The organism is Paenibacillus ferrarius (genome assembly GCF_002027705.1).
In the GTDB taxonomy this organism is placed as follows: domain Bacteria; phylum Bacillota; class Bacilli; order Paenibacillales; family NBRC-103111; genus Paenibacillus_E; species Paenibacillus_E ferrarius.
Genome location: NZ_MBTG01000004.1, coordinates 1 through 24,338 on the forward strand (window position 1 = coordinate 1; position 24,338 = coordinate 24,338).

Consider the following 24,338-nt stretch of genomic DNA (forward strand, 5'->3'; position numbering starts at 1 on the left):
TTATCCGGTCTTAGCTATCGTTTCCGATAGTTATCCCGATCTGATAGGCAGGTTACCTACGTGTTACTCACCCGTCCGCCGCTAAGCATTCCCCGAAGGAAATACTCCGCTCGACTTGCATGTATTAGGCACGCCGCCAGCGTTCGTCCTGAGCCAGGATCAAACTCTCCATAGTAGCGGACGATTACTCGTCCGTATATCTGAAAGCTGAAATGCTCAATTGACTTGCTAGCGAGATTTTACAATCTCTTTTTTGAACGATTGCTCGTTCGTGCTTACTCACTCGTTGTTCAGTTTTCAAAGATCAATTTCTTTCGTTTCCCAAGCTGCTCTCGCGGCCGGAATTACAATATAGCATATTCACCCAACCAGATGCAAGCTTTTTTTTAACAATTTTCGATAAAAAATTTAACTCGTTTTTGGCCGGATCAACAATATAGCATGGTTAATTCCAGAATGCAACTCCAATTCTACACTTATTCAACTCAACTAGCGATCAAGCACCTTTTCAACTAGTTCCTGCTCAAAGCGATCCTTCATGGCATCATTACTTGGCCCTGTGGCAAGACCGATCTCTCGAAATTCACGGATAAGCTGCTGAATATCTGTCAGATTCCCCTCTTGGGCCAGTTGCTCCGTTACATCAATAACATGATAAGAGATAGCTTGATAAGCGTCCGTGAAGCTTTGATCAACATTTGACGCGCTTCGATAATCTTCATAATACCTTTTAAAAGTATCCATCAATGATTCATTCATATTAGGTAGTCCACTCCTTTCAAGATAGAAATCAGTTTGCCACCATAAAGGGAAAATTATGCAGCATAAAAAGCACAACAGTCCCGCTGTCATTCTTGCACAGGGGACCGTTACGTTAATCTAACCTTTTTCTCTATAGATAGAACTCTTTATCTTTATTATTTTACATCAATAGAAGTAACTTCTTGGTTTTGACCTTTAAGCTGGATCAAATGACCTTGCGTGAATGAACCTAAGTTGCCAGTCAAGGCTACATTAGCAGATACATTATAAGTTGCTGTTTGATTCACGCCATTGATGTTTTGTGTAATGGAGATTGTCGTAATTTTACCTTGGGTATTAACAGTAGTAGCTGTCAACGTGCCTAAAAGGTCAAAGGTCTGGTTTACTTGCCCCATCTTCGTTACTTCAAGAAATACAACCGTATTGTTGAATGTACGAACCTTCACTTCATCGCCAACCTGTAAAGCCGAAGCTGCGACTTTCACACCATTGCGCAAAATGAAAGCATCCGGGTGCAGAACATATTGTGTAGCAACGCCTGCTTTGGTAACAGAAAGGACATTATTGTAAACGACAGCGTTTACAGTACCTGTACTGGAATTTTGATCTTCAGGCAATTGATTGCCTGTACGATCCAATAAAGCTGCTAACTGAGCACGAGTAACGGATTGTCCTGGTCGGAACGTATTGTCCTCGAAGCCGTCAACTAAACCTTTTTCGATAGCTTCTTTCACATAGCCAACGGATCCGGCTGGAATTTGCTTCGCATCTTTAAAGGTAAGCGTTGAATTCATTCTTGCTTTTGCTTCGGATTCCAATTTCAGCGCTTTGACCAGCAGCGTAGTTGCCCATAGACGATCTGCTTCTTTTTGTGGTTGAACGGAGTCATCATTTTCCGTGAAGAGATCATTTTCCAACGCAACAGCTACGTATCCTACTGCCCATGAAGGAATTTTGTCAGCATCCTTGAAGTTCAATTTCGTTTGCATTTCTGCAGGAGATTCTGCTAGTTCGCGCAATCCCATTAATCGAACGGCTGCCGTAATGGCTTCAATACGAGAAACCGTGTTATCCGGCTTGAAAGTTCCATCCTCATATCCTTCAAAAACACGCTTGGATGCTAAGCTAGCTATGTAACGCATAGCCCATTGAGCGCTCTTGAGATCGTCAAAGTTAATGCGGATTTGAATATTGCCTTTTACGTCAACATTTTGATTATAGTTAGTTTTACTGTTATTATTGTTGTTGTTTTTCCCATGATCATCACGATCATTTCCTTTGGCAAACGCTGCTGAAGCGCCTCCCATTACCATTGTCAGTACAAGACCTGTTGCTACAGCTTTTTTCAATAAATTCTTTTTCATTACAAGTTCCCTCTCCCTTATTCATATTATTTCATAAATAAAATGGAGCCTTCGCGAAGGGTTCCTGGTTATGCTAAAACAATTCGCCTTGCCCAGTTTGTTTTTGGGGGTGGAGGGTAAATCTTCTAAAATTCTAATTTCGGAGCCAATGCATAGAACTATTAAATCCACGCTGAAACTGATAAACTTAAACCATCAAAGACTATCGCCAAAGGAGCTAACACATGCGTTTACGTAATCCTCGAGCTCTGCTCGTTATTGCTCTTGCCGTTCTATTTATTGCTTTATCCGTTTTTTCGTTTAGCAAAATTTGGCCGAAGCAAGGAAATCTCGAACCCCTGGCGGTTTCTACTCCTACCACACATCACGATACTCCAAATGCCAGCAATGTCCCAAAAGCACCTATAGTAGGAACAAAAAATAATAACGTTAACACATATCCGATTGAGCAAGTAGATGTTGTCATAATTGGCAGCGAGCTGGAGGGACTTTATTTGGCCCGAGCAGCAGCAGACGAAGGCTTGAAGGTTAAGATTCTGGATCCCCACAAAGAGTTTGGCGGTCAGATTCTTCAGAGTCAAATGTTATTTCTGGATGAGACTCGTGATGATCAAGGACATCTGCTCGTGCAAGGGCGTGTCAAAGAGTTATTCGATGGCTTCCGAAATGCCAAGATTCGCAAGCTTCCCGAATTCGCGACATATATGAATAAATTAGTCAAAGACATTCCGATTGAATCCGGCATTGTCATTAATGACATTGAACAAATCAGCACACCGGACAATATGCACAAAATCGGTTCCATCGTCTATTCGAATGAACAAAACGAGAAAAAGAAGATAACAGCCACATATTGGGTTGAGAATAGCGATTATGCCGCACTTATCAGTCGCTTGGACGCGAAACGGCTTCCAGGACTAGAGAAGTTTTATGGTCAAAAAGAAATCGAATATATGAGCGCCGGCATGATGATGAAGTTCAAGAACGTCGATTGGAAGAAATTCAATACTGCTTTTAACTTGCTGAAGCCAGAAGAGAAGTCCAAGCAATTCGGCGGCGGTTATGTCAGTGACAGCTTCGCAATTGGGTTAAGCGGTATGACCAAAGCTTATCACCCGTCGAATGATCGTGTTTTTCTCAGAGGATTAAATGCTGTGAATCAGCGGGATGGCGATGTGTTAATTAACGCGCTTCTTGTATATACCGTCGATCCTGCAAAACCTGAATCCATCCAAGACGCCGTTGCACTTGGCAACAAAGAAACGGCTTTGATTCTGCCTCACTTCCGCAAAACCTTGCCAGGTTGGGAGCATGCGGAACTAGGCGAGCTTCCTACATACCCTTATGTTCGTGAATACAATCATTATGAGATGGATTATGTGCTTAAACCGTCTGACCTGCTCTCAGGCACCATGTTCTGGGATAATGTCAGTATTGGCGGCTATCCACTCGATCTGCAGGGCACCAGCGCCAATAAGTGGGGCATTGAAATGGGACGTCCGGATAAATATGGCATGCCGCTGCGCAGCTTTTTGCTTAAAAACTACGAAAATGTCATCGCGGCTGGTAAAAATGTCGGTTCCTCCGCAATTGCATACGGAAGCACAAGGATTCAACCGAATACGAGCTTAGCAGCTGAATCAATTGGTGTTATCCTAGGCCAATTGCATGGCAAGCAGAAGCTAAGGGAAATTACACCCGAAGAGATGGCTAAGCTTCAACAATATTTATCGCTCCACTATCAAATCAAATTAACTGGGGTAACCGGTACGAATAAAATCAGCGGCTGGAATGAAGAAGAAATAAGAAAGCTGGATACGGGTGAAATCACTTATCCGAGCTATATTCAAACCAGAAAAAAGCCAGTTCCCAAAAAGTGAAAAAGCGTGCATTCGTTCTTCGGAACGGTGCACGTTTTTTTAGTTGTCAAATACGCCATCACCCCATATAATAAGCAATATACTTACTATCACTTACAAACACTTAAGCGAAAGGAGTTCCAACGCCTTGTTTCAGGAAGAACGACTTATTTCAATTGTTGAATACTTAAAATCAAATAAACGTATTACAGTAGATCTCCTATGCGAGCTCTACGATGTCTCACGAGACACGGCCCGGCGGGATATGGTGAAGCTCGAAGAACAAGGCCAAATCGTGCGGACTCGCGGCGGCGCCATCCTTCCAACGCTCTCCAAGGAAGTCCGCAACTATGAACAAAGGCTGCAGGAAGAATCCCTATCGAAGCTAACCATCGGCAAAGCAGCCGCACAACTGGTGCAAGATGGCGATTATATCATGATGGATGCCTCTACTACCGTGCTTCATGCCGCTACCGCCTTATGCTCCAAGCAGAATGTTGTTGTGACAAGCTCGATTGAAATTGCCGCTATCTTGACCCGCAAAGAGGAAACGACGATCCACATTCTGGGCGGTGTACTCGATAACAAGCACCACAGTGTCTACGGTGCCAAAGCCATCGAAATGCTGAGTGACTACCACGTCGACAAGCTTCTCATCGGAACATGCGGAATTACAGAGGAAGGGCTGTCTGCTCCCAACGAAGAGGACTGCTATTTGGTGCGGGCGATGATGCAGCATGCCGACCAAGTCATTGTGCTCGCAGATCATTCCAAGTTCGGGAAACGATTATTTCACCGTGTCGTCGGTTTCGAACGTATTGATATTCTGATTACCGATCAGGCGCTAAGTCCTGAAATTAAAGAGAAATTACTTGCAGCTGAAGTTGAAATCGTACTAGCAGGAGGAGAAAATCAAGATGATTAAACTAATCGTAAGCGATTTGGACGGCACATTGCTCGATCACAGCAAAAAAGTGAGCTCAAGGGAAATTGAAGCTTTATTAAAGGTAAAAGAAGCCGGTATAGCCTTATGTTTAGCTTCCGGGAGAATGAATGCCGAAATGCAGCAGGTGCTGGAGGAAATCGGACATCAAGCCTATTCCGTTTCACAAAACGGGGCCTTCATTCATCTGGACGATGGAAGTTTCCTGCAATCGAAGTTGTTTGAACCTACTTTGGCCTATGAGGTATACCAGATCCTGCAAGAATTTGATCTCGTCAAGCTCATCTGTTCAGGAGAAGCCAACTATATCACTCACCTGACACCTGCATCCGATGCCATCCAAGCACGGACCTTCCAGCCATTCCTTGTAAAAGAAGATCTTGATCACGCCTTGCAATCAGCGTTTGCTGTATGCAAATTCTCCATGTTCGGAGACATCGAAGTTCTCTTGGCTCTGAAAGCAAGGATGCAGACCGCACTCGGCGACCAGCTGGAACTGTTTATTTCCGACAAGGATTGTCTCGATATTATGCCGCGTCATGTGTCCAAGGGACAATCGCTGCTCGTATTGATTGAAAAATTAGGCTTGCAGACGGATGAAATTGCCTGTATCGGGGATTCCTTCAACGATGTCTCCATGTTCGGAATCACACCTCATAGTTTCGCGATGAAGGGCGCCCATCCGGAAGTGAAGCAGCAAGCGGCTTATCAGGTAGAGTCGGTCGCTGAAGCTATTGCTCATGTTTTTACCCATAACCAAAAATTTGCGCTATCCCAAAAAGGAATTTCTCAATCATGAAAAAACTTCTCTTTATGGCCTGCTTGTCCTACTTATTGACAGGCTGCACTCACGTTATTTTCGGAGCTGTTCTGCCCGAATTACTGGCTCATTACGGCCGCAGCTACAGTGACGGAGGCCTGCTGGTCTTCCTGCAATTCGGCGGCTTTCTCCTCGGCGTGCTCAGCATGCCCGCTCTCAGTCGTCGAATTAGCCGCAGAAGCACGCTAACGTCGGCATTTGGCTTGCTCTTCTTGGCCATGGTTTGCATCGTTCTATTGCCTCCGTGGCCGCTCGCCGTAGCTCTTACTTTCTTGGCTGGGGTTGCTTTCGGCCTTGTTGAAGCCAGTATCAGCACGTTCGTTCTGATGGCTGCGAAGGACCAACAAGCGATGGCTTTCAGCAAGCTTGAAGTGTTTTTTGGACTTGGCGCTTTAATTATGCCGCTTGTATCCAGTATTCTGATTGCCAATGATTTATGGAAATACGGCTTCATGTTGCTGGGGTTAAGCGCGCTGGCCACAGGCTTCGTCTGGTCGAAGATTTCCTTAGGCGAACATGATGAGCTGTTAGCCCATCGGGCAGATCGCTCCAAGCAAGCCGTGAAGCCTCCTTCATTTACCAAAAGCTCGCTTATCTTTCTTGTCCTATTCATGATTGTCTTCTTTTTATATGTAGGCATGGAGAATACGATTGTGAATTTCTTGCCTTCGATCTTTATCGATCATCTGAATGTCTCCAGCTCGGTCTCCACGCTTGCGGTTACGGCGTATTGGCTGGCAATGGTCATTGGGCGTGTATTCGCAGGCGTTCTTGCTGAGAAATTCACCTATTTCCGCTATTTGATCATCTCATTCTCAGCAGGTTTAGTCACAGTACTCCTATGGCTGTTTAGTTCGGAGCTATGGAGCAGCTTCGCGGTCGTGCTGTTACTCGGATTATTTATGTCAGGCATGTATGCTGTTGCCCTTATTTATGCGAATCAGTTGCTTCCAGGCCGTACCGAACAAGTAACAAGCACGCTGATTGCAGCCGGGGGCTTAGGCGGTTCCGTTATTCCTTTAGGTGTCGGTTGGGGAATGGACCACATTCAGGTCGGGGTCTCCATATGGTTTGTACTTATCGGCATGGGCTTGGTTTTGGGAATTATTTTATATTCTAGAAAGTCGAATACTCAGGCTCAGGTTTCCACATCCAATTCATAATGAAAGAACCTCCAACCCACATGAAGTGGATCGGAGGTTCTTTTTTATGATAGATAAGAGCGGAAATTCGTATAAAATCCGTTGCTTTCCTTAACGCAATGCCTTTAATTGAACGACCACAGCTTTCTCTTCGAAAACGACGTTCTTCACCCCAATGAGAAGCGGCAAGTGGTCTTCAATCGAAAAAACGATGGGATCCAGATGCAGCCACTCACTCGGTATCTTCGTGCCTTTCACACTTGTACTCACATGTTGAATGCTCATGTTTGGTGAATGATAAGCAAGTGTGAACATCATTTTCGCGGAAATGGGTAATTTGTCATGCCAACGAAGATTCAAATCCGCCTCGAGATTAGATCCATTCAGTGTGAGCTTAGCTCCTTCCAAGCGGAAATCATGAGGAAGGACTTGGTGCTCAGCCAACTGCTTCTTGACCAAATCATTGATGTCTTGCTCGGTGAGCTGAACTTCCAGCTTCCGACTTTTGACGATCTCTGCGATCTTACTCGGGATCGAAATCTCCTTATAGTCTAGATTCAAAGCCTCCGTTGGCTTGACCTGCCAGATGATAAACATCGGAGCACCGATTATAACAACAAGCAGGATTATCATAAAAATAAATCGTTTCCTCAGCACGTTCAGCTCCCCACAGATAACAAGTTGGACTAGCCCGCAGCACTAGGGCTACTCTTTGTTCTGCTGCTTCTCCTTGAGCCAGCGAGGAGCGCCCTTGCTTTTGCGCTCACGCTCGCGCTGAGCTTTGCTGACGGCCTTGCCCGCGGCTGCCGGCTTGCCTGGCGCAGCAGCGCCTGCGCCTGCGCGCGCGTCAGACGGCGCAGCACTAGTGCGCACCGCGCCCGCCTCAGCGGCGTCATCGCGCACGCTGGCGGAGCCGCTGCGCGTAGGCGCTGCGCCGCTAGGGCGCGCAGCTTCACGGCGGCTGCGCATCGTAGCCGCACTGCGATCTTGGGCCGGATCAACGAGTCGGCCCTCGAACATCGCCTTCGGCGAGATCGTGATTCCAAGCTGTTTCTCGAATTTGTCGAGAATGAACTGTTCCTTGGAGGTCACGATTGAAATGGTCGTTCCTTGACGTCCCATCCGACCTGTCCGACCTACGCGGTGAAGATAATACTCCGCATTCGTTGCAGGATCCAAGTGGAAGACGTGCGTTACGCCCTCAATATCCAAACCGCGCGCCGCCACATCCGTCGCCAGCAGCAGCTGGAATTTGCCCTCACGGAAATTCCCCATAACTTTAGCCCGATCCTGTTTGCTCGCCTCACCATACAAAGCTTCGACAGACAAACCAACATATTGAAGCTTGCCCACCACTTGCGCAATATCGTCGGTGACATTGATAAATACAATCGCCGAGGTTGGTTTAATTAAACGAACAAGTCGTCGCAGCGTATCGATCTTTTCGCGTTCTTGGCATACAACGTACATATGCTCCAACGTTTCTGCTGTGCGCTGATTGGGATTGATTTTGATAATAACAGGTTCCTTTAGCCACCGGCCTGCCGCCTGCTCTGTGCTTGGGGGAATTGTCGCCGACACAAAAACCATCTGGCTGGACTTCAACATACCCTTTAGAACAGATTCAACATCCTGCATAGAACCAAGCTCGAAGACTTGGTCGACTTCATCAACGATGCCGATTTTCACATGATGCAGCGTCAGCTTTCTTATTTTCATAAGCTCAAGCAACCGTCCCGGCGTACCTACAACGATATGCGGGTGAAGCCGCAGCTTCTCAACTTGTCTAACGATGGCAGCTCCGCCAATCAACGATTGTGAACGGATAGGTCCGCCTTCCGTCAGCTTCTCAATCTCTTGCATGATTTGCATGCCCAGCTCCCTGGTCGGGACTACGACAAGGACTTGCAATTGCTTTTGCGCGGGATCAATTCGCTCCAAGGCTGGCAGCAGATAGGCTAAAGTTTTGCCAGTACCTGTTTGAGACTGAATAATAGCATCTTTGCCTTGTTTTAAAACGGGAATTCCTTCAGCCTGAATCGGTGTCGGCTCCTCTATGCCTAGTTGTTGCAATTTATCTAAATAAGTCTGATCAATTTGCAGTTGTTCAAAGCTTGTACTCAATGTATGAAAACCCCTTTTCTCTTCCAACCTAATGACTCTATTATATGTCACACCGCAAAGTGTTACAAATAAACATCGAGATAAAAGCAGAAACGGAGCTCAACCCAAGGCTATTTGTAAGGAACGCGATATGTAGGGAATGCTCCAGCATATAGGCAATGTACATGGCTCACTGGTTTTGGAAAACCTGCGTAAATACAGGATTTTTCCATCAAATCGTGTGAAAACACCAGAAAACCTGCGATTATGCAGGCTTTCTAAGCTTTTTCGTCCATGAAGCGAGAAAAGGCCGCAGAAAGATGCATAATCGCAGGCTTTTCACGATTGTGCTTATCTTCAAGAGGAAAAGGATGCATATTTGCAGGAAAATTGCGAAATAGACGAACGCGAGCCAAACTGCCGGCATTCTTGGCGTACAAAGTCCACTTGCAGGGAAAAGAGGGCTGTCCTCAAGTAGATTTATCTACTTTGGGGACAACCCCTATCCGCCAGTTTCCCACTCCTCAAGGAGCCTTTGTTTAATCACATCCCGCGCTCGGAACAAGCGCTGCCGGACAACGCCCTCCGTCACGCCCAATTCGTTAGCCATATCCTTGTAGGATAAGTTATGTATCCATTTCATCGCAATAATTTGTCTATATGCCGGGCTGAGTTGATTGATGTACGTAATGATCGCTTCACGCATTAGTTTCAGTTCAACTTCTTTATCCAATGAAACCAAATATTCCGAAGTGGGCGCTGATTCCTTCATGCTGAGAAGGAGCTCCGTTTCCAGTTCATCCCGATTGCGCTTATGCTTGCGGAGATGATTCAATGTTACATTCCGGGTAAGCTTCTTAATCCAGCTCTCATATTTATCGATCTCTTGAAGCAACGGTGCTTTACGGACAGCACGAAGAAACGACTCTTGAATAATATCTTCCACACCGGCATGATCTCTCAGGATAAAATAAATCATGGGATATACGAAAATGTAAAATTCTTGATAGATCTGTTCCTGTGTGCTTTTATCCAACGTATAAAAGTCACTACTAAATATCAGTCTCAGAGACTTCGAAATAAACGCCCCCTAGCCTACCAGGTAGAACAACAACGATGTTCCTACCTTATTTTAGGTCATTCAGGGGGAGTAAACAATAATAATCATGAAATAAAGTGAGAAAACTTGTATCGAGGCTATTTCAGCTTCTCCTTCAGCCATGCAAAGACATCATCCAATGCCTTTTCGTCTTCCTTCCGAGGAAACCGATGGTCCAGCCCAGTATATAAGGCCATAGTATATGGCTTCCCTGCCTCCTCCAACGCATTAGCTAACTTGCGGGCATGTCCAATATCGACCTGACTATCATTGGTTCCATGGACAATATAGATGGGGGTATGAATCTCTTCGGCCCAAAGCGCCGGAGAACGGTCCATGTATGCCTCAGCCTGTTTCTTCGGGTGACCAACGACGCGTTTCAGCATGCGCCGCAGGTCAACCCGCTGCTCATAGGTGTCCAGCATATCGCTTACGCCTCCCCAAACCACAACAGGTCCCACTCCGCTGTATTCTCTGGCTGCCCGCATCGCCATGACAGCCCCTCTGGAAAATCCGATGAGCGACACTGGACCGGGTACTACCTCATCCAGCCCTTGCACGACGTCGATAGCATGAAACAAATCATACCGATCTTCCCCGGCGAAATCCTCACGGCCTTCTCCGCCTTCATTGCCGCGATAATAAGGTGCAAAGACAACGAAACCGCGCTGTGCCATCGAGACGATTCTTCGCTTCCGAACCATGCCAACACGTTTGATACCGCCGCGGCAGTAGATGACAGCAGGCAGAGGACCTGAGCCGTCCGGAACAGCCAGAAGCCCTTTCACTTTTAAACCTTGGCTCACATACGTTAGAATATATAAGGATATATGCTTCATGAAGCAGCGGATTTGTTCTTTGCTGAGCAATTGGCCATCTTGTAGAACGAATTGTGCCATGTGCACCGGTTCCCCCTTTTTGACAGGTCAGTTGTCATCCTATAAACTAAAAGTGTTCTACCTATTTTCCATCCGAAGGGATGAAACTATGAATACAGATTTTGAGAACGAGTTTAATTCCTTAGTTGTTAAAACCGCTGAACTTATCACAGGCGACACGTCACCTGAAATGATTGAGAAAATTAAGATTTGGGCTTTTTTCAATCATGTTCATAAATCGCTCCCGAATCTGACCTCCCACTGGAATCAAACTCATCCGGAAGGGAAAGCGGAGGTTCGCAGCATTTTTGAAGAGATTCGTGCATTAAATCAAAGCTTGCAAGCGAAAAATCAGGAACAGAAGTGAGAAAGCGGACTCCCAACCGTAGGACGGGGTCCGCTTTTTTACCACAATAGAAAGCATAAGTTTTCGGTTCCCGAAAACGTCTTTCTATTTGGCGATAAAACCTACCTCTAAACGCGGTCGCTCATCTTTGAATGGCCTCGATAGAGGTTTTCTCATTTTTTATTGAGCAGCCCCGATGCCACACGGTCAAATAAACGCGGGAATAAATGAAACAATTTGATGCCTACTCCGGCAACAAAGGGGAGATCCCTCTCCGAATGATTTCTTTCAATCGCTTTTATCATCACCTTGACAACCTTCTCCGGTTTCAGCATGAACCAAGAAATGTTTTTCACATAATTTCCGCTTGGGTCTGCTTTATCGAAGAAAGGCGTAGCAATTGGTCCTGGGTTAATTGCGGTTACGGAAATGCCCGTTCGCATTAATTCTTGCCGTAAGCTGTTGGTAAAGCCAAGTACGGCATGCTTCGTAGCCGCATAACCTGTCGATTTGGCGGAACCGATCTTGCCTGCCATAGAAGCGATATTCACAATATGACCGCTCCCCGCCTTCAGCATAGGAGGAAGTACCGCTTGCGTAACACGGACGATCCCCAAATAATTGACGTTCATCATCTCTTCAAAGTGAGCAAACGGCGCCCCTGCGAAGGATTCAAAGATGCCATAGCCAGCGTTATTGACCAAAATATCAATGCGGCCGAACCTCGCAATCACCTGCTCAATCACTTCATTGACCTGTTCGGTTTGGGTAACATCCATCGCATAGACGGCATTCTGTCCCTGCAAGCTCGCGGCGATGTCCTCAAGCTTGTCGGTGCTCCGCGCTGTTAATATGGGAATGGCTCCCTTGGCCGCAAATTGTCTAGCCATCTCCGCCCCAATGCCGCTGGAAGCACCTGTGATCAAAACGATTTTGTTCGAAATGTTCAACGCTCATTCTCCTCATAACGTCAATTGCAAAAAAAATGGAGATACCGCTCACGCAGCTCTCCATTCCCTGTAACTTATGTATCCCTATTCACTACGTTATTAATACTTGAATATCTAATTCACCAATACTTTCCATAATCAAAGGGATCGTTAGCGCTTTCTTCGGTATAAAGCCCGCAGCTGTTGCCGATTGAACGATCTTCGGTGGTGTAATATCGACCCGTACCCCTTGGTTGAAAAGCATTGTGCTTGCATTGCCGCTAATCATGTTCCCAAGCTCTGAAATCGCACTCTTGCCCATTTCGTCCATTTCGGTAATGACGAATCCGCCCATCATAGCAGAAACCATTTTCAAAGCAACATCCTCAGCTAGGCCGAATACAATATCGCCTTCCATTTGCCCGGTCATCCCGATTTGGATCCAAATATACTTCTCCACAAATTTGACGTCTTTGACGCCGAGCTGCCCTGTTGTGGGGCGAATGTTAGCAACTTGCTCGATGACGATTCTAGCCGACTCCAAAAAGGGATTAATGTACTCAGCCTTCATAGCTCCGCTCCGATCTCAGTTGTGAATAAGTTCCCACAGAAAAACGACCTTTTTCAACATTATACCTAAAAATTTAGGACAAGTATACTGTCATTTTTCATAAAATAGTTCCTTCTACTCACATACACAAACGCTTGCTGCCCTCATACTAAAATTGTCAAAACTTCTGTTAATTCATTCCTTTTAGAAGGAAAACCCCACCCAGACAAGGAAGAATATATAATATGGTGTCGAATCCTGATACACTTATGGGGGGAATCCCCCTTAAAAGGAGCGCTGAAAGTCCATTATGTTTAAACAGCATGCGACAACTAAAAAGTTTACGCTCTATCATCTTGCCCTCGTTTATCATATAATCGCCATTGCTTTGATTGGTACGGATTTCTTCTTTCTGCATCATTTGGCCTATGTGCAAGCTCATTGTTATGTTGGTATTGCCATTGATATCGTTGTTTTTGCAGTTATTCTTGGGATAGCCATCTATGGCATCAAAACGGTGAAAAGAACAGAAGTCTCCATCATTGAAACTGCGGAGCGATACAAGTCCTTATATGATAATCATCCGGATTCCATCATTTCCTTTAGTCTAGACGGGGAGGTCCTGTCTACTAATCATGGGTTGGAGAGCCTACTGGGCCTAAGTCGCGAGACCGCCGTACTGACTTCTTTCATCCCGATGATAAATCCGCCTGATCTGCTTAAAGCCCTTCATCATTTCCAGGTCGCTTCCGCTGGGATGCCGCAGAATTTCGAGGCCGCTTTTGTGCATCAAATGGGATTTCCGATCCAGTCGAATGTGACTTTCGTCCCAACGATGGTCGATGGCCATATCGTAGGCGTTTATGCCATTTTGAAGGATTTGACGGAAGTCAAGGAACAAAAGAAAGAAATTGATAAGCTCTACAAACAAAATCAGCTCATTCTGAATTCGGTATCGGAGGGAATTTACGGCATTGATATGAGCGGGCGAACCATCTTCTGGAACCAAGCTGCTGAAGCCATTACCGGATGGAAAGTGGATGAAATGCTGGGCAGGCAGATCCATAATCTGATTCGCCCTACCAAAAGCGACGGCACTTATTACTCCAATGAAGAAAGCCCCATCCTGAACACGATTCTAGACCATGAAGTTTCGGTGATGAAAGAGGACAGGTTCTGGCGCAAGGACGGCACGACGTTCCCCGTCGAGTACATGTCTAGTCCCATGCTGGAAGGAAGAGGACAAGTGCTCGGCACGGTCATTACCTTCAAGGATATTACGGAGCTGAAAAAGACGCAGGAGCTGCTGATTAAATCAGACAAGCTGTCTGCCGTAGGTCAGCTCGCTGCCGGCGTTGCCCATGAAATCCGCAATCCGCTGACAGCGTTAAAGGGATTTTTGCAGCTCTTGAAAACAAATAACGAAAGAGAGCAGTACTATATTGAAATCATGCAAAAAGAACTGCAGCGCATTGAGTTTATTGTGAATGAGTTCCTGTTTGTTTCGAAGCCGCAAGCCACACACTTTGTAACCCGCACGGTTGATTCCATCGTCATGAGTACGATTGAGCTTCTGCAGCCGCAAGCCTTGCTTGGCAACATTGAGATTGCCGCTGAGATTGCACCGGGGCTGCCGATGGTTTCGTGTGATGAGCATCAGATTAAGCAAGTATTCATTAATATTCTCAAAAATGCCTTAGAAGCGATGGACCAAGGTGGTACTCTTCGTATCGAAGCAGAACCCGATGCATACGGACGCAACATCACCATACGCTTCATTGATCAGGGATGCGGCATTGCCCCTGAACGACTTCCGAAGCTTGGAGAGCCTTTCTATAGCACGAAGGAAAAAGGGACAGGCCTTGGCCTCATGGTCTGTTACCGAATCATTGAAGCCCACGGCGGCTTAATGCAAATTCGCAGTAAATTGGAAGAAGGAACAACGGTCGAAATCACACTGCCTTCCACCACGACCAACATACATAAGGGAGTGTCTGAGTAATGAAAGGTTTTCTCATTGATTTAGATGGTACGCTGTACCGGGGGCATGAGCCCATCCCTCATGCCGCGGCTTTCATCCAGTGGCTGCAGCGGCACCAGATGCCGTTCCTGCTGGTGACGAATAATTCGTCACGTACGCCTGAGCAGGTGGCCGAGCATCTTCTAGCGTTCGGCATCGAAGTTCCCCCAGCAGCCATCTACACATCGTCTCAGGCTGCTGCGCAGTACTTGACCGAGCAGCGCGGCGGCAACCGCGTGCATATCGTCGGCGAAGCCGGCCTGCGGATCGCCTTGGCGGCGGCAGGCTTCGCCAGTGATGAGACGACGCCGGACTACGTCGTCCAAGGCATTGATCGCAGCTTCTCCTATGAGAAGCTGACGGAAGCGGTCCGCCATGTGAAGCAGGGCGCGACCTATGTATTAACCAATCCCGACCGCATGCTGCCGTCGGATGGGGGGCTTATGCCAGGCGCAGGCTCCCTGGCCGCAGCGATCACCGCCGCCTCCGGCGTGGAGCCGGTGGTGATCGGCAAGCCTTCGCCGATCATCATGGCTTACGCCACGGAGCGGCTAGGTTTGCCCCCCGCCGATGTCTGGGTCATCGGCGACAACGTGCATACCGACATCCGCGGAGGCGCGGTGTCGGGGTGCCGCACGGCGCTCGTGCTGACAGGCGTCGCTACGGCGGACAACGTGCACGAGCAAGTGGCGTCGGCGGGCGTGACGCCGGACTTGATCTGCTCTGATTTGCAGCATTTTATGGACCAATTTAAAGCTTAGTGCTTGTTCAACCAAAAAAAGGCTGTCTCACAAGGTTAAAAAACCTAGAGGCAGCCTTCTTCTCATTCTTTATATCCTGCTTTCCCCTCCCCACGCTGGACGCCAACCCGATCTACTCGATACGATCCCAGTCCACTTCCAGCGGGGCATTTCGTTCTTGCAGACGGCCCTCTCTGGCATCCTTCCGCAGTTCTTCCAGCCATTTAAGCTCGCAGAAAGCTCGTTTATAGCCGCCTACCATCATCTGCAGCACAACGCGCGGAACCGAATGAATGTGTTCTTCATACACACTTTTTGTACGCTGCATAATGATTTTCTGCGCCATAATCTTATGTTCGAGAATTTCCGCAATTTTCGCCTGATCGCCATGAACGGTGAAAGGAAGAGCCACATACAACGGGTGGTAATGTTTAATTTCCTCGTGCAGCTGCTCGACCAGCAGTTCTTGAAATTTATTTTTACCGGCTTCCGTAATTTGATAGACCGTTTTCTCAGGGCGATTCGTATCCCGAACGACCTCTAGTGCTTCAACTAAGCCGTCCTTGCGAAGCTGATCCATCGCATAATACAGGGAGCCATCCTGCAGCTTCATGTACGTATGCATGCTTCTTTCTTTCATCGTTTGACGAATATCATACGTGTGCCGGTTGGCTTCCATCAATAAGCCCAAAATGACAAGCTTCATCGACATCCATGCTACCCCCTAGTGTCCTACAGGCGCGCTTCCTTTGACTGGTGCACTCCCTACCTCAAGTTTAGCATTTCCCATCATAAGAATGAAGATGAGGCCGATCACGGCAAGAACGATGGTCGTTTGGAAGACGACAGCAATCGAATCCGCTAAAGCGACTAGAAGCTTGTGCAGCACCTCTGGCGGAATATTGGCACGCACTTGAGGCTGCAGCAGCATGCGAGCATCATGAAATTTCTCCGCCATGGCAGGATCATTCAGTGAAGCCGTGATGTTGTCTCGGAGGGAGTTCACTTGAATGCTGCCGAAGATCGCAACCCCGATCGCGGAGCCAACGGAACGGAAGAAACCAACCAGTGAGGTGACCGTGCCTCGGCGGCGGAAATCAATTTTGTGCAGCGCCGACATCGAAGTAATCGGAAAGCAAGCACCAATGCCAAGGCCAAGAAGAATCATATACGTTGTAATTACCCAACGCTCTGAATCAAACGACAGACCGCCAAGCAGCGACGTGGCAACCAGCATAAGAGCGACGGAAACCAACATAACATTGCGATAGGAGAATCTCCCGATGAAACGTCCCCCCAAGGCACTGCTGACAACGACACCAAGCATCATTGGTGTTAACGTGGAGCCTGCTGTTGTTGCTGAGCCTTCAAATACACCTTGGATGAACAAAGGAATGTAGGTTCCTGCGGAAATCAGCACAGCACCATACGCGAAGCTGACACCCATACTGGAGGTGAACAACCGATTTTTGAACAAATCCAATGGGATAATCGGTTCCGCTTCATATTTTTCCACCAAAATAAATACAACTAACAGAACGGCAAAGCCAACGAACAGACCGATAATTTGCCAAGAATTCCAAGCATACTCTTTGCCGCCAAGTTCTAAAGCAAACATGAGGGATACAATTGCAGCAGTCAATAGAACCGTACCGCCCCAATCGATCTTAGCTTTGCTGTGCTCTACAGAACCGTGGTAAGAGAAAATAATAAGGAGTAAAGAAACGACACCAAGTGGAAGATTAATAAAGAAAATCCATTCCCATGTCACATGGTCCGTGAAGTAAGCGCCGATAATCGGCCCCAGTACGCTGGACAAGCCGAATACAGCTCCAAACAATCCCTGCATCTTCCCTCTTTTTTCCGGAGGAAATATGTCAAAAATAATAGCGAACGTGATGGGCATCAACGCACCGCCGCCGATCCCCTGAATGGCGCGGTAAATGATGAGCTCGGTCATCGAAGTGGCTGTCCCGCAGAGGGCAGAACCGATCATGAATACAATGATCCCGATAATAAAAAACAATTTGCGGCCATACATATCGGAGAGCTTGCCGAAAATAGGCATAGCAGCAACGTTCGCAATCAAATACGCTGAGAATACCCAAACGAATTGACTGAAGCCTCCTAATTTGGAAACGATCGTGGGCATCGCGGTAGAAACGATCGTCTGATCTAGAGACGCCAATAAAAGTCCCAGCATCAAACCAACAACCGTCCAGGTTGTGTTTGACTTACGTGTTAACGACATGAGGTGAATCTCCTTTTATCTTTTAATTTATATATATAATAATTATTATATTCAAATTTGAGTATATAGCAACAAAAAATCACATCTGCCGGTCCCATCCCCCTGCTGCATCGTAAGTTATTATGTTAGTTTATCCTGAAGCATTGCCGACCCAGCTGCTCCTATCATATAATAAGGTAACAAAAGCTTTTTATGCCCTTTACAATTTCGATAAATTTTATTTCTATCTTAATCTATCCCAAGCAGGAGGTATGCCCATGAATATGAACCAGTTAGAAACTTTGCTCACCATCTCCAAGACGATGAGCTTTCGTAAAGCTGGCGAAATTCTTAACTTGACCCAACCTGCCGTTTCCGCGCAAATAAAGAGTCTTGAAGACGAATTCGGCACAATTCTTATTGATCGTAATCAGCCTGTCACCCTTACGGACAGCGGCAAGCTGTTCTTGGAACATGCAGAGAAAATGCTGCGAATCGCCAGTGATCTCAAACAGCGATTGTCCGATTTGCATCTAACGCCGCAAGGGCATATCCATATTGGCACAACAACTTCCATAGCGATGCAGATTTTGCCGCGGGTGCTTTCTTATTTCCAAGATCAGTTCCCTTTGATCAAAACGACGATTCATTCCATGACATCCTCCCAAATCATGACCTCGGTGGAAAACAGCCAGATCGATATCGGGATTACTTATTTATTTGAAAAGAACCAAGCTTTAGAAACTTCCGTCCTTTACTATGACACCTTCGAATTGATTGTTTCCACCCATCATCCGCTCAGCCGTTTCGCCCACTTATCGATTGAGAAACTGCGCAATATCCCATTCATTATGCTATCGCCGGAAACAGCCGGGCGTCGCTTCGTTGATCAAATCTTCAAATCCTATGACGTTACCCCGCATATTGTGATGGAGCTTTCCAGCAGTGAAGAGGTGAAACGCATGGTCGAACTGAATCTTGGGGTCGCGATCATTTCCAAGCTTTCTGTCGCTGATGAACTCAAACACGGAACCTTGAAAATGGTGAAAGTGAATGAATTGGATATTACCCATCCAGTCGGTGTAGTATATAAGTCAGGACGTTACTTGAACTCTGCGATGCAGCAGTTCCTCCGCGATTTAAAAGGAATGCCGGAAACGCAATTTCTCGGCTCAGAATAAACAAATCTCACAGGTTCACTTCACCTTGTACAGGAGGGTCACATATGAAATTCGATCTACATACTCATCATGATCGCTGCGGGCATGCGCAGGATACCATCCGCGAATACATCGAGGCCGCTATTTCCGCTGGACTGCAAGTCATCGGCATCTCCGATCATTCCCCTTACTTCGGAAGTTCGGAAGATCATGCTCAGCCGTTAATCGCCATGGCGAAAAGTGAATTCCCTCGTTATGTGGCAGAAGTTCTGCAATTGAAAAAAGAGTATGAAGGAAAAATTGATGTGCTGCTTGGCGTCGAGTCCGATTACTTCCCGGAGCATGTTAGTATCTATCAGCAAGAGTATGCCAAGTACCCTTTTGACTACATTATTGGGTCGGTGCATTTATCAGGCGGTGTCAGCATCTTCAATCGAAACAGATGGAAATCCCTGAATGAAGAACAAAAAATTACGCAAAAAGAAGAATATTATCGCCTTATTGCCGAATCTGCCCGCTCCGGCATGTTCAACATTCTTGGTCATATCGACGCAATGAAGGGCTTCTATCCTGCTTTCTCGGATATCGTTACTCCCAAAGTGAACGAGACCTTGAAGATTATCGGAGAGTCCGGAGTGGCGATTGAAATTAATACTTCAGGCAAAACCAAAGATGTCGGCGGCTGGTATCCTTCTCACGAAATTCTGGAACAAGCGCTTCACCATGGGGTGGAAGTCACGTTTGGCTCCGATGCGCACATTCCTAGCCGAGTAGCCGATGATTGGGATGAAGTGCGCCAAACCCTGAAAGAGATTGGATTTAAGCACTGGGTCTATTTTAAAAATAAACAGAAACAAATCGTCCAGCTTTAGGTTGAAAACCGTGGACTACCAAAAAAGGCGAGGCAGGAATGATCCTGCTTCACCTTTTTTTGGTTTAAACCCACCTAGCGGGTCTGCTCTGCATCCTCAACTGGCTGACACGTACCGCCTCATCAGTGATGTGCGACTGTATTTGGGTAAAACCTGCGATTATGCATCTTTTTTGCCTAGAATTTGCTTCATTTCGATAAATTCCTGCGTTTCTGCATGTTTTTTCGGACATTTCGTCCTTTTTAGAGAATGAGACCTAGAATACCTGCATTTTTGCAGGCATTCCCATTTTCCAAACGATTTCGCTGAAAAAGCATGCATTTTTGCAGGCTTTAAACCCATCAAGCTGAAACTATATAGTAAAATCCCTGGCATCTGCGGCTAGAAATCCCAATTTAGGCTGCAGGTTCTCTTGGATGGCGGCGAATGTTTGTTCAGCATTCATGGGACGGAAGAAATAATAGCCTTGTATGTGACTGCAGCCATTAGCGACCAGGAAGCTGGCCTGTTCCTCCGTTTCAACACCTTCGGCAATAATATGAAGCTGAAACGATGTAGCGACTGAAATAATTGCCCTGATCATCGCTCGATCCTTATCATCCGTTTGAACACCGCGGACAAAGGACTGGTCGAGCTTAATTTTGGTAACAGGAAATCTTTTCAAATAGCTGAGCGAGGAATAATGGGTTCCGAAATCATCCACAGAAATCGCAAGTCCCAATTGGCGCAAGCAGCGAAGCGCATCCAACTGCTCGTCCTTCATGGCTACATTTTCGGTAATTTCCATCTCCAAATATTTGGCTTCCAGCCCGGTTTCCTCGAGTATTTGACTGACTTTATCAACGAAGCGTTCATCATTCAGCTGTTTCACAGAGAGATTGACTGACATGGTTAGGGGAGCATCCATTTGACGATGCCATAATTTCATTTGCAGGCAAGCCCCTCGCAGCACCCATTCCCCGATTTCTACAATTGTTCCAATTTCTTCGGCTAACGGAATGAATTCCGAAGGCGATATGTACCCTTTCGTCGTATGATTCCAACGCAGAAGTGCTTCCACACCGACAATTTGGCCAAGATGACAGTCCACTTGGGGCTGATAGACGATTTCCAGTTCTCCGCGTTCAAGCGATTGACGCAGATGATTTCCCATTTCCAACTTGGATAACGAGTTCATTGCCATTTGCTGATTGAAGAAGCTATAGGAGCTTCCGCTTTCTTTTTTAGCTATATACATTGCGATATCGGCATTTTTGAGCAGGGTTTCCCAGGTGATGCCGCCATTCGGGTAAAGAACGATGCCAATGCTGGCACTGATGAAAAAGGCGCGGTTCGCAAGAAGGCATGGCGGTTTCAGAACGTCTATAAGCTGCTCGCAGAAGAGCTGAATGTCTGTTTCGTCCGAGCAATTATCTAGCAGGATAGCAAACTCGTCTCCGCCGAATCTTGAAAAGGTATGATAGGCGAGTCCCGATTGTTGAATCCGGTCCGCTACCTCCATGAGCATTAAATCACCCATATCATGACCATGCGAATCGTTCACCATCTTGAAATTATCTAAATCAAAGAACAATACAGCCAGAGACGTATGGTGAGTTTGGCACCATTGAATTTGTTCCTTCAGCATCATCTGGAAGTGCGCCCGGTTATGCAGGTTCGTCAGAACATCATGGTAGGCCATATAGGAAAGCAACTGCTCCGATTCCTGCAAGCGTTTATTGGAGTTGCACAACTCCTGTTGTCCAGCTAGCAGCTTATCATTCATCGACGTTAAACCCTCATTGGCAAGCTGCAGCTCCTTCGTTCGATCGTTGACGGCGCGGCGCAATTTATCCCGCTGCCTGCTGATATAGAGAATGAACAGAAGAGCCAACAGCAGAACGGAAATATAGGAACTGCGAATGAAGCCAATCTGCTGCCCGATGTTCTGGATACTGCTGGTATGCGGCTGTGCGGCTAGCTCCCATTTATTATCGGAGAGCTGGATGTAGGAGAGCATTGGATTTTTTTGAAAGATAGCGTCATCCCCATAAAAGGCGGGTTGTCCAGGACTACGGATCGCCATGTCTAGAATGTCTTCACCGTTATCCTTAACTCCGGCTTCGTTCAGCAAGCGATCCATATCTATTCCCACGGAAACAAAGCCCCAGAAAGTACCGTTTTGATATAAAGGCTTGCGCGCGACCAAACCATTGTTGCCTTGCAATAATTGAAACGGACCATTGATGGTCATGCTTTTCGTTTGCAAAGCGTGCGCAATCTGCTGCTGCACATTCTCGCGAGGATCTTTCAGCAGATCCCAGCCCAGAATACTTTCATTCCCCTTAACCGGGTATACATATTTCACGATGCCTTTGGGAGCGATAATCAGATTTAACGTTGAAGCCTGAGCGCCCAGGTATAAGAAAGCAATGTAGGTTACGACTTCTTGTTCATCCTTATTTTGCAAATAATTTGCACTCACATAAGCTTCTAAACTGACCATTAAATTAAAATTACGATCAATCACCGATTGCAAAGCCAAGGCTTTCGAGGATAATTGGGATTCTTCCGTTACCGTAAGCTCATGCAGCAAGGATTTCTTATACTTCTCCAGCACGAACTCCGACGATGAGACTAATAGGGCAAAAATTAGAGCGATTATCATGTATTGGATCGTTTTCATGCTATTCTACTCCTAGGCACTGCACAAGATTTGTCATTTCTCGACATTTGATCCTTCTATTATTTCATTTCAAAAGCACTTGTTGCAATCTTTTTATTCCTCATCGCCTTGGCTGCCGATAGGATTAAACATTTCCACGATTTGAACCTTGTTATATAATAATGGAAGATGAAATTGAACGAATGGAGACCTACGATGAATATCATTGAAATTCCAATAGCTTTAATTGATGAAGACACCGATCAGCCCCGCTATCAGTTTGACGAAGAGGCTCTTCAAGAATTGATGAAAAGCATTGACGAAATTGGCTTGCTGTCACCGATTAAAGTACGAACAACAGCTGACAATCGCTACAAAATCATTTATGGGAATCGCCGATACAAGGCGAGTAAAATGCTCGGGAAACCGACCATGTCGTGTATTGTATCCAGCGTAACGGATGAATTAGAAATTTATTTGGAACAAATCGCGGAGAATCTGACGCGAGAAGGCTTTTCGCCAATTGAAGAAGCTGAGGCTTTCCATAAGCTGATGAACGATTCCAAGTTCAGCTCCTCGATTAAGTACCTTTCGAGCAAGCTAGGCAAGCCTGAATCCTACATCAAAAACAAATGCGATTTATTGAAGTTTGGCAATGCGGTGAAGAAGCTGATCGTCAGTGGAACCGAAATTCGCAAAGACAAGTTAACGGAGGACCAGTTGCTGCCGTTGAAAGATTTGGCGATAGAGCACCGTGATCCGCTTGCTCTAATTGTTGCCCGTGACGAACTGCCGGTCAGCGATGTGAAAAAGATCGCCAAAATGTTCAAAGATAAAGAGATTTCCGAGAGCACGAAGGGGAAACTCCTCTACAAATCGGGCCCTGACCTTGTGGAAACGTGGTCCAACTTCCAGAACAACCGCGCAGAGCGAGCCAAGCCAACAGCAGTCAAGGCGCCTTCAAAAGCTCAAAAAGCTGATGTCAGCGCCTCAGCCATGGTTGCCGCGACTGCGGAGCTGACGGCGAGTGAACCAGCCAACCGTGTAAACATGATGGCTGTTAGTCCGATTCAAACGAAGCTGCACCAGCTGCTGTCCGCTTTACCGGCCGCTCCCCTCTCGCTACAAGCCGAAGGCTTGGACATCGGAGCCAGTGACCAAGCGAAGTTCCTTGCCGATGTTGCGACTTTGGTCGATCAGCTAGAAACACATCTGGATGCCTGGAAAAAAGTACAGGAGCTCTACTCTTCCAATTAATTGCATTCTAGTCAAGCTTTTTGGCATAACATTGACGAGGGAGTCCGCCATACATGGGGCGAGAGAATTGCAGCGTCAAGCCTGCTGCTTCTAGATTACGCCGACTTACGGTATTGTCAGGATGCACCGTTGCATACAGGTATAACAGCCCTTTCTCACGGGCGCGCTGCTCTCTCAACACATGGAATTGCCGCTGAAGTCCTCGTCCCCTGACAGTTTCATGGACAATCGACCCTTCCAGCGATCCCACTCTGGTCAAATCTTCATCGGGCACGCCAAACTCGCGTCCGAGATTGCTATCGCTTAATCCGGGAAATGCGAGTACCGTATAGGCAACCAGCTTCTCATCTTGATAGGCACCGTAGATTTCGCCCTTTTCTTCCACATACTCATACATAGCCTCTATGCGATCCATCGAATAGAGGCTACTGGAAGGAAGACGCGATACAACGTCTATCATCAGTGCTTGCACTTGGGGAATATCCTGCTGCCACAAACGTTTCAGTTCCAAAGCAATGCCTCCTTTCCTGCTTCATACGCTGCCTCATCTTATCATCTCGTAATCCTTGTTTTCAACCTAACCTCGGCCAGCCGTGCGGTAATCCGATAATGCCCGCGAA

The 24,338-nt window shown here is 46.6% G+C and carries 22 protein-coding genes and 1 rRNA gene; 10 read left to right on the top strand and 13 right to left on the bottom strand.

All coding sequences use genetic code 11. The features are described from left to right. From BC351_RS05380 to BC351_RS05390, 3 genes are all read right to left on the bottom strand, one after another. Positions 1-175 (bottom strand): 16S ribosomal RNA (locus BC351_RS05380); the annotation flags it as partial. 314 nt (positions 176-489) lie between these two features. Further along, a complete protein-coding gene (locus tag BC351_RS05385) occupies positions 490-759 on the bottom strand; it encodes a hypothetical protein (RefSeq protein ID WP_079409704.1) in 270 nt (89 codons plus the stop codon). 158 nt (positions 760-917) lie between these two features. Next, a complete protein-coding gene (locus tag BC351_RS05390; RefSeq protein WP_079409705.1) occupies positions 918-2,126 on the bottom strand; it encodes an S-layer homology domain-containing protein in 1,209 nt (402 codons plus the stop codon). Between the two features lie 224 nt (positions 2,127-2,350). On the opposite strand from BC351_RS05390, the gene BC351_RS05395 reads away from it, so the two are divergent. From BC351_RS05395 to BC351_RS05410, 4 genes are all read left to right on the top strand, one after another. Then, entirely contained in the window at positions 2,351-4,006 is a 1,656-nt protein-coding gene (locus tag BC351_RS05395) for an FAD-dependent oxidoreductase (RefSeq protein ID WP_079409706.1), read from the top strand. 127 nt (positions 4,007-4,133) lie between these two features. Next, positions 4,134-4,910 (top strand): DeoR/GlpR family DNA-binding transcription regulator, encoded by a 777-nt coding sequence (locus BC351_RS05400; protein WP_079409707.1) that lies wholly within the window; start codon positions 4,134-4,136, stop codon positions 4,908-4,910. Next, positions 4,903-5,727: a Cof-type HAD-IIB family hydrolase gene (locus tag BC351_RS05405; protein WP_079409708.1), complete on the top strand. Its 825-nt coding sequence runs from the start codon at positions 4,903-4,905 to the stop codon at positions 5,725-5,727. The genes BC351_RS05400 and BC351_RS05405 overlap by 8 nt, the downstream gene beginning before the upstream one ends. Next, the gene (locus BC351_RS05410; RefSeq protein WP_144028282.1) at positions 5,724-6,911 is read left to right on the top strand and encodes an MFS transporter; all 1,188 of its coding nucleotides are present in this window, start codon (positions 5,724-5,726) and stop codon (positions 6,909-6,911) included. The genes BC351_RS05405 and BC351_RS05410 overlap by 4 nt, the downstream gene beginning before the upstream one ends. Before the next feature lie 90 nt (positions 6,912-7,001). Here BC351_RS05410 and BC351_RS05415 read toward each other — a convergent pair whose 3' ends face one another. The 4 genes from BC351_RS05415 to BC351_RS05430 form a co-directional block, all read right to left on the bottom strand. Continuing rightward, a complete protein-coding gene (locus BC351_RS05415) occupies positions 7,002-7,547 on the bottom strand; it encodes a hypothetical protein (protein WP_144028283.1) in 546 nt (181 codons plus the stop codon). 48 nt (positions 7,548-7,595) lie between these two features. Then, positions 7,596-9,014 carry a DEAD/DEAH box helicase gene (locus BC351_RS05420; protein ID WP_079409711.1) on the bottom strand — a complete coding sequence of 473 codons (1,419 nt, stop codon included), beginning with the start codon at positions 9,012-9,014 and terminating at the stop codon, positions 7,596-7,598. A 481-nt stretch (positions 9,015-9,495) separates the two neighbouring features. Beyond that, positions 9,496-10,029: an RNA polymerase sigma factor gene (locus BC351_RS05425; RefSeq protein WP_244208893.1), complete on the bottom strand. Its 534-nt coding sequence runs from the start codon at positions 10,027-10,029 to the stop codon at positions 9,496-9,498. A 161-nt stretch (positions 10,030-10,190) separates the two neighbouring features. After that, the gene (locus BC351_RS05430; RefSeq protein ID WP_079409713.1) at positions 10,191-10,991 is read right to left on the bottom strand and encodes an alpha/beta hydrolase family protein; all 801 of its coding nucleotides are present in this window, start codon (positions 10,989-10,991) and stop codon (positions 10,191-10,193) included. Positions 10,992-11,079: 88 nt separating this feature from the next. Here BC351_RS05430 and BC351_RS05435 point away from each other — a divergent pair, with 88 nt between their 5' ends. Further along, positions 11,080-11,337: a DUF2573 family protein gene (locus BC351_RS05435; RefSeq protein ID WP_079409714.1), complete on the top strand. Its 258-nt coding sequence runs from the start codon at positions 11,080-11,082 to the stop codon at positions 11,335-11,337. A gap of 152 nt (positions 11,338-11,489) precedes the next feature. Here BC351_RS05435 and BC351_RS05440 read toward each other — a convergent pair whose 3' ends face one another. Both BC351_RS05440 and BC351_RS05445 read right to left on the bottom strand, forming a co-directional pair. Next, positions 11,490-12,266 carry an SDR family NAD(P)-dependent oxidoreductase gene (locus BC351_RS05440; RefSeq protein WP_079409715.1) on the bottom strand — a complete coding sequence of 259 codons (777 nt, stop codon included), beginning with the start codon at positions 12,264-12,266 and terminating at the stop codon, positions 11,490-11,492. Positions 12,267-12,357: 91 nt separating this feature from the next. Further along, on the bottom strand, positions 12,358-12,816 hold the full coding sequence (locus tag BC351_RS05445) for a chemotaxis protein CheX (protein WP_079409716.1): 459 nt from the start codon (positions 12,814-12,816) through the stop codon (positions 12,358-12,360). Between the two features lie 289 nt (positions 12,817-13,105). Between BC351_RS05445 and BC351_RS05450 the strand changes: the two genes are divergently transcribed. Together BC351_RS05450 and BC351_RS05455 are read left to right on the top strand one after the other, a co-directional pair. Further along, the gene (locus BC351_RS05450; RefSeq protein WP_079409717.1) at positions 13,106-14,797 is read left to right on the top strand and encodes a PAS domain-containing sensor histidine kinase; all 1,692 of its coding nucleotides are present in this window, start codon (positions 13,106-13,108) and stop codon (positions 14,795-14,797) included. Beyond that, the gene (locus BC351_RS05455; RefSeq protein WP_079409718.1) at positions 14,797-15,576 is read left to right on the top strand and encodes a TIGR01457 family HAD-type hydrolase; all 780 of its coding nucleotides are present in this window, start codon (positions 14,797-14,799) and stop codon (positions 15,574-15,576) included. Before BC351_RS05450 ends, BC351_RS05455 begins: the two co-directional genes overlap by 1 nt. 112 nt (positions 15,577-15,688) lie before the next feature. On the opposite strand, the gene BC351_RS05460 is transcribed toward BC351_RS05455, so the two are convergent. Both BC351_RS05460 and BC351_RS05465 read right to left on the bottom strand, forming a co-directional pair. Next, positions 15,689-16,267 (bottom strand): PadR family transcriptional regulator, encoded by a 579-nt coding sequence (locus BC351_RS05460; RefSeq protein ID WP_079409719.1) that lies wholly within the window; start codon positions 16,265-16,267, stop codon positions 15,689-15,691. A 12-nt stretch (positions 16,268-16,279) separates the two neighbouring features. Further along, entirely contained in the window at positions 16,280-17,806 is a 1,527-nt protein-coding gene (locus tag BC351_RS05465) for an MDR family MFS transporter (RefSeq protein ID WP_079409720.1), read from the bottom strand. Positions 17,807-18,063: 257 nt separating this feature from the next. Here BC351_RS05465 and BC351_RS05470 point away from each other — a divergent pair, with 257 nt between their 5' ends. Both BC351_RS05470 and BC351_RS05475 read left to right on the top strand, forming a co-directional pair. Continuing rightward, positions 18,064-18,966 carry a LysR family transcriptional regulator gene (locus BC351_RS05470; RefSeq protein WP_079409721.1) on the top strand — a complete coding sequence of 301 codons (903 nt, stop codon included), beginning with the start codon at positions 18,064-18,066 and terminating at the stop codon, positions 18,964-18,966. Between the two features lie 44 nt (positions 18,967-19,010). Continuing rightward, on the top strand, positions 19,011-19,817 hold the full coding sequence (locus tag BC351_RS05475; RefSeq protein WP_079409722.1) for a histidinol-phosphatase: 807 nt from the start codon (positions 19,011-19,013) through the stop codon (positions 19,815-19,817). A gap of 352 nt (positions 19,818-20,169) precedes the next feature. Here BC351_RS05475 and BC351_RS05480 read toward each other — a convergent pair whose 3' ends face one another. Further along, on the bottom strand, positions 20,170-22,482 hold the full coding sequence (locus tag BC351_RS05480) for a bifunctional diguanylate cyclase/phosphodiesterase (protein ID WP_079409723.1): 2,313 nt from the start codon (positions 22,480-22,482) through the stop codon (positions 20,170-20,172). A gap of 195 nt (positions 22,483-22,677) precedes the next feature. Between BC351_RS05480 and BC351_RS05485 the strand changes: the two genes are divergently transcribed. Further along, positions 22,678-23,718: a ParB/RepB/Spo0J family partition protein gene (locus BC351_RS05485; protein ID WP_079409724.1), complete on the top strand. Its 1,041-nt coding sequence runs from the start codon at positions 22,678-22,680 to the stop codon at positions 23,716-23,718. Positions 23,719-23,725: 7 nt separating this feature from the next. On the opposite strand, the gene BC351_RS05490 is transcribed toward BC351_RS05485, so the two are convergent. Beyond that, complete coding sequence (locus tag BC351_RS05490) at positions 23,726-24,229, bottom strand: GNAT family N-acetyltransferase (RefSeq protein WP_244208894.1); 504 nt, start codon at positions 24,227-24,229, stop codon at positions 23,726-23,728. Between the last annotated feature and the right edge of the window lie 109 nt (positions 24,230-24,338).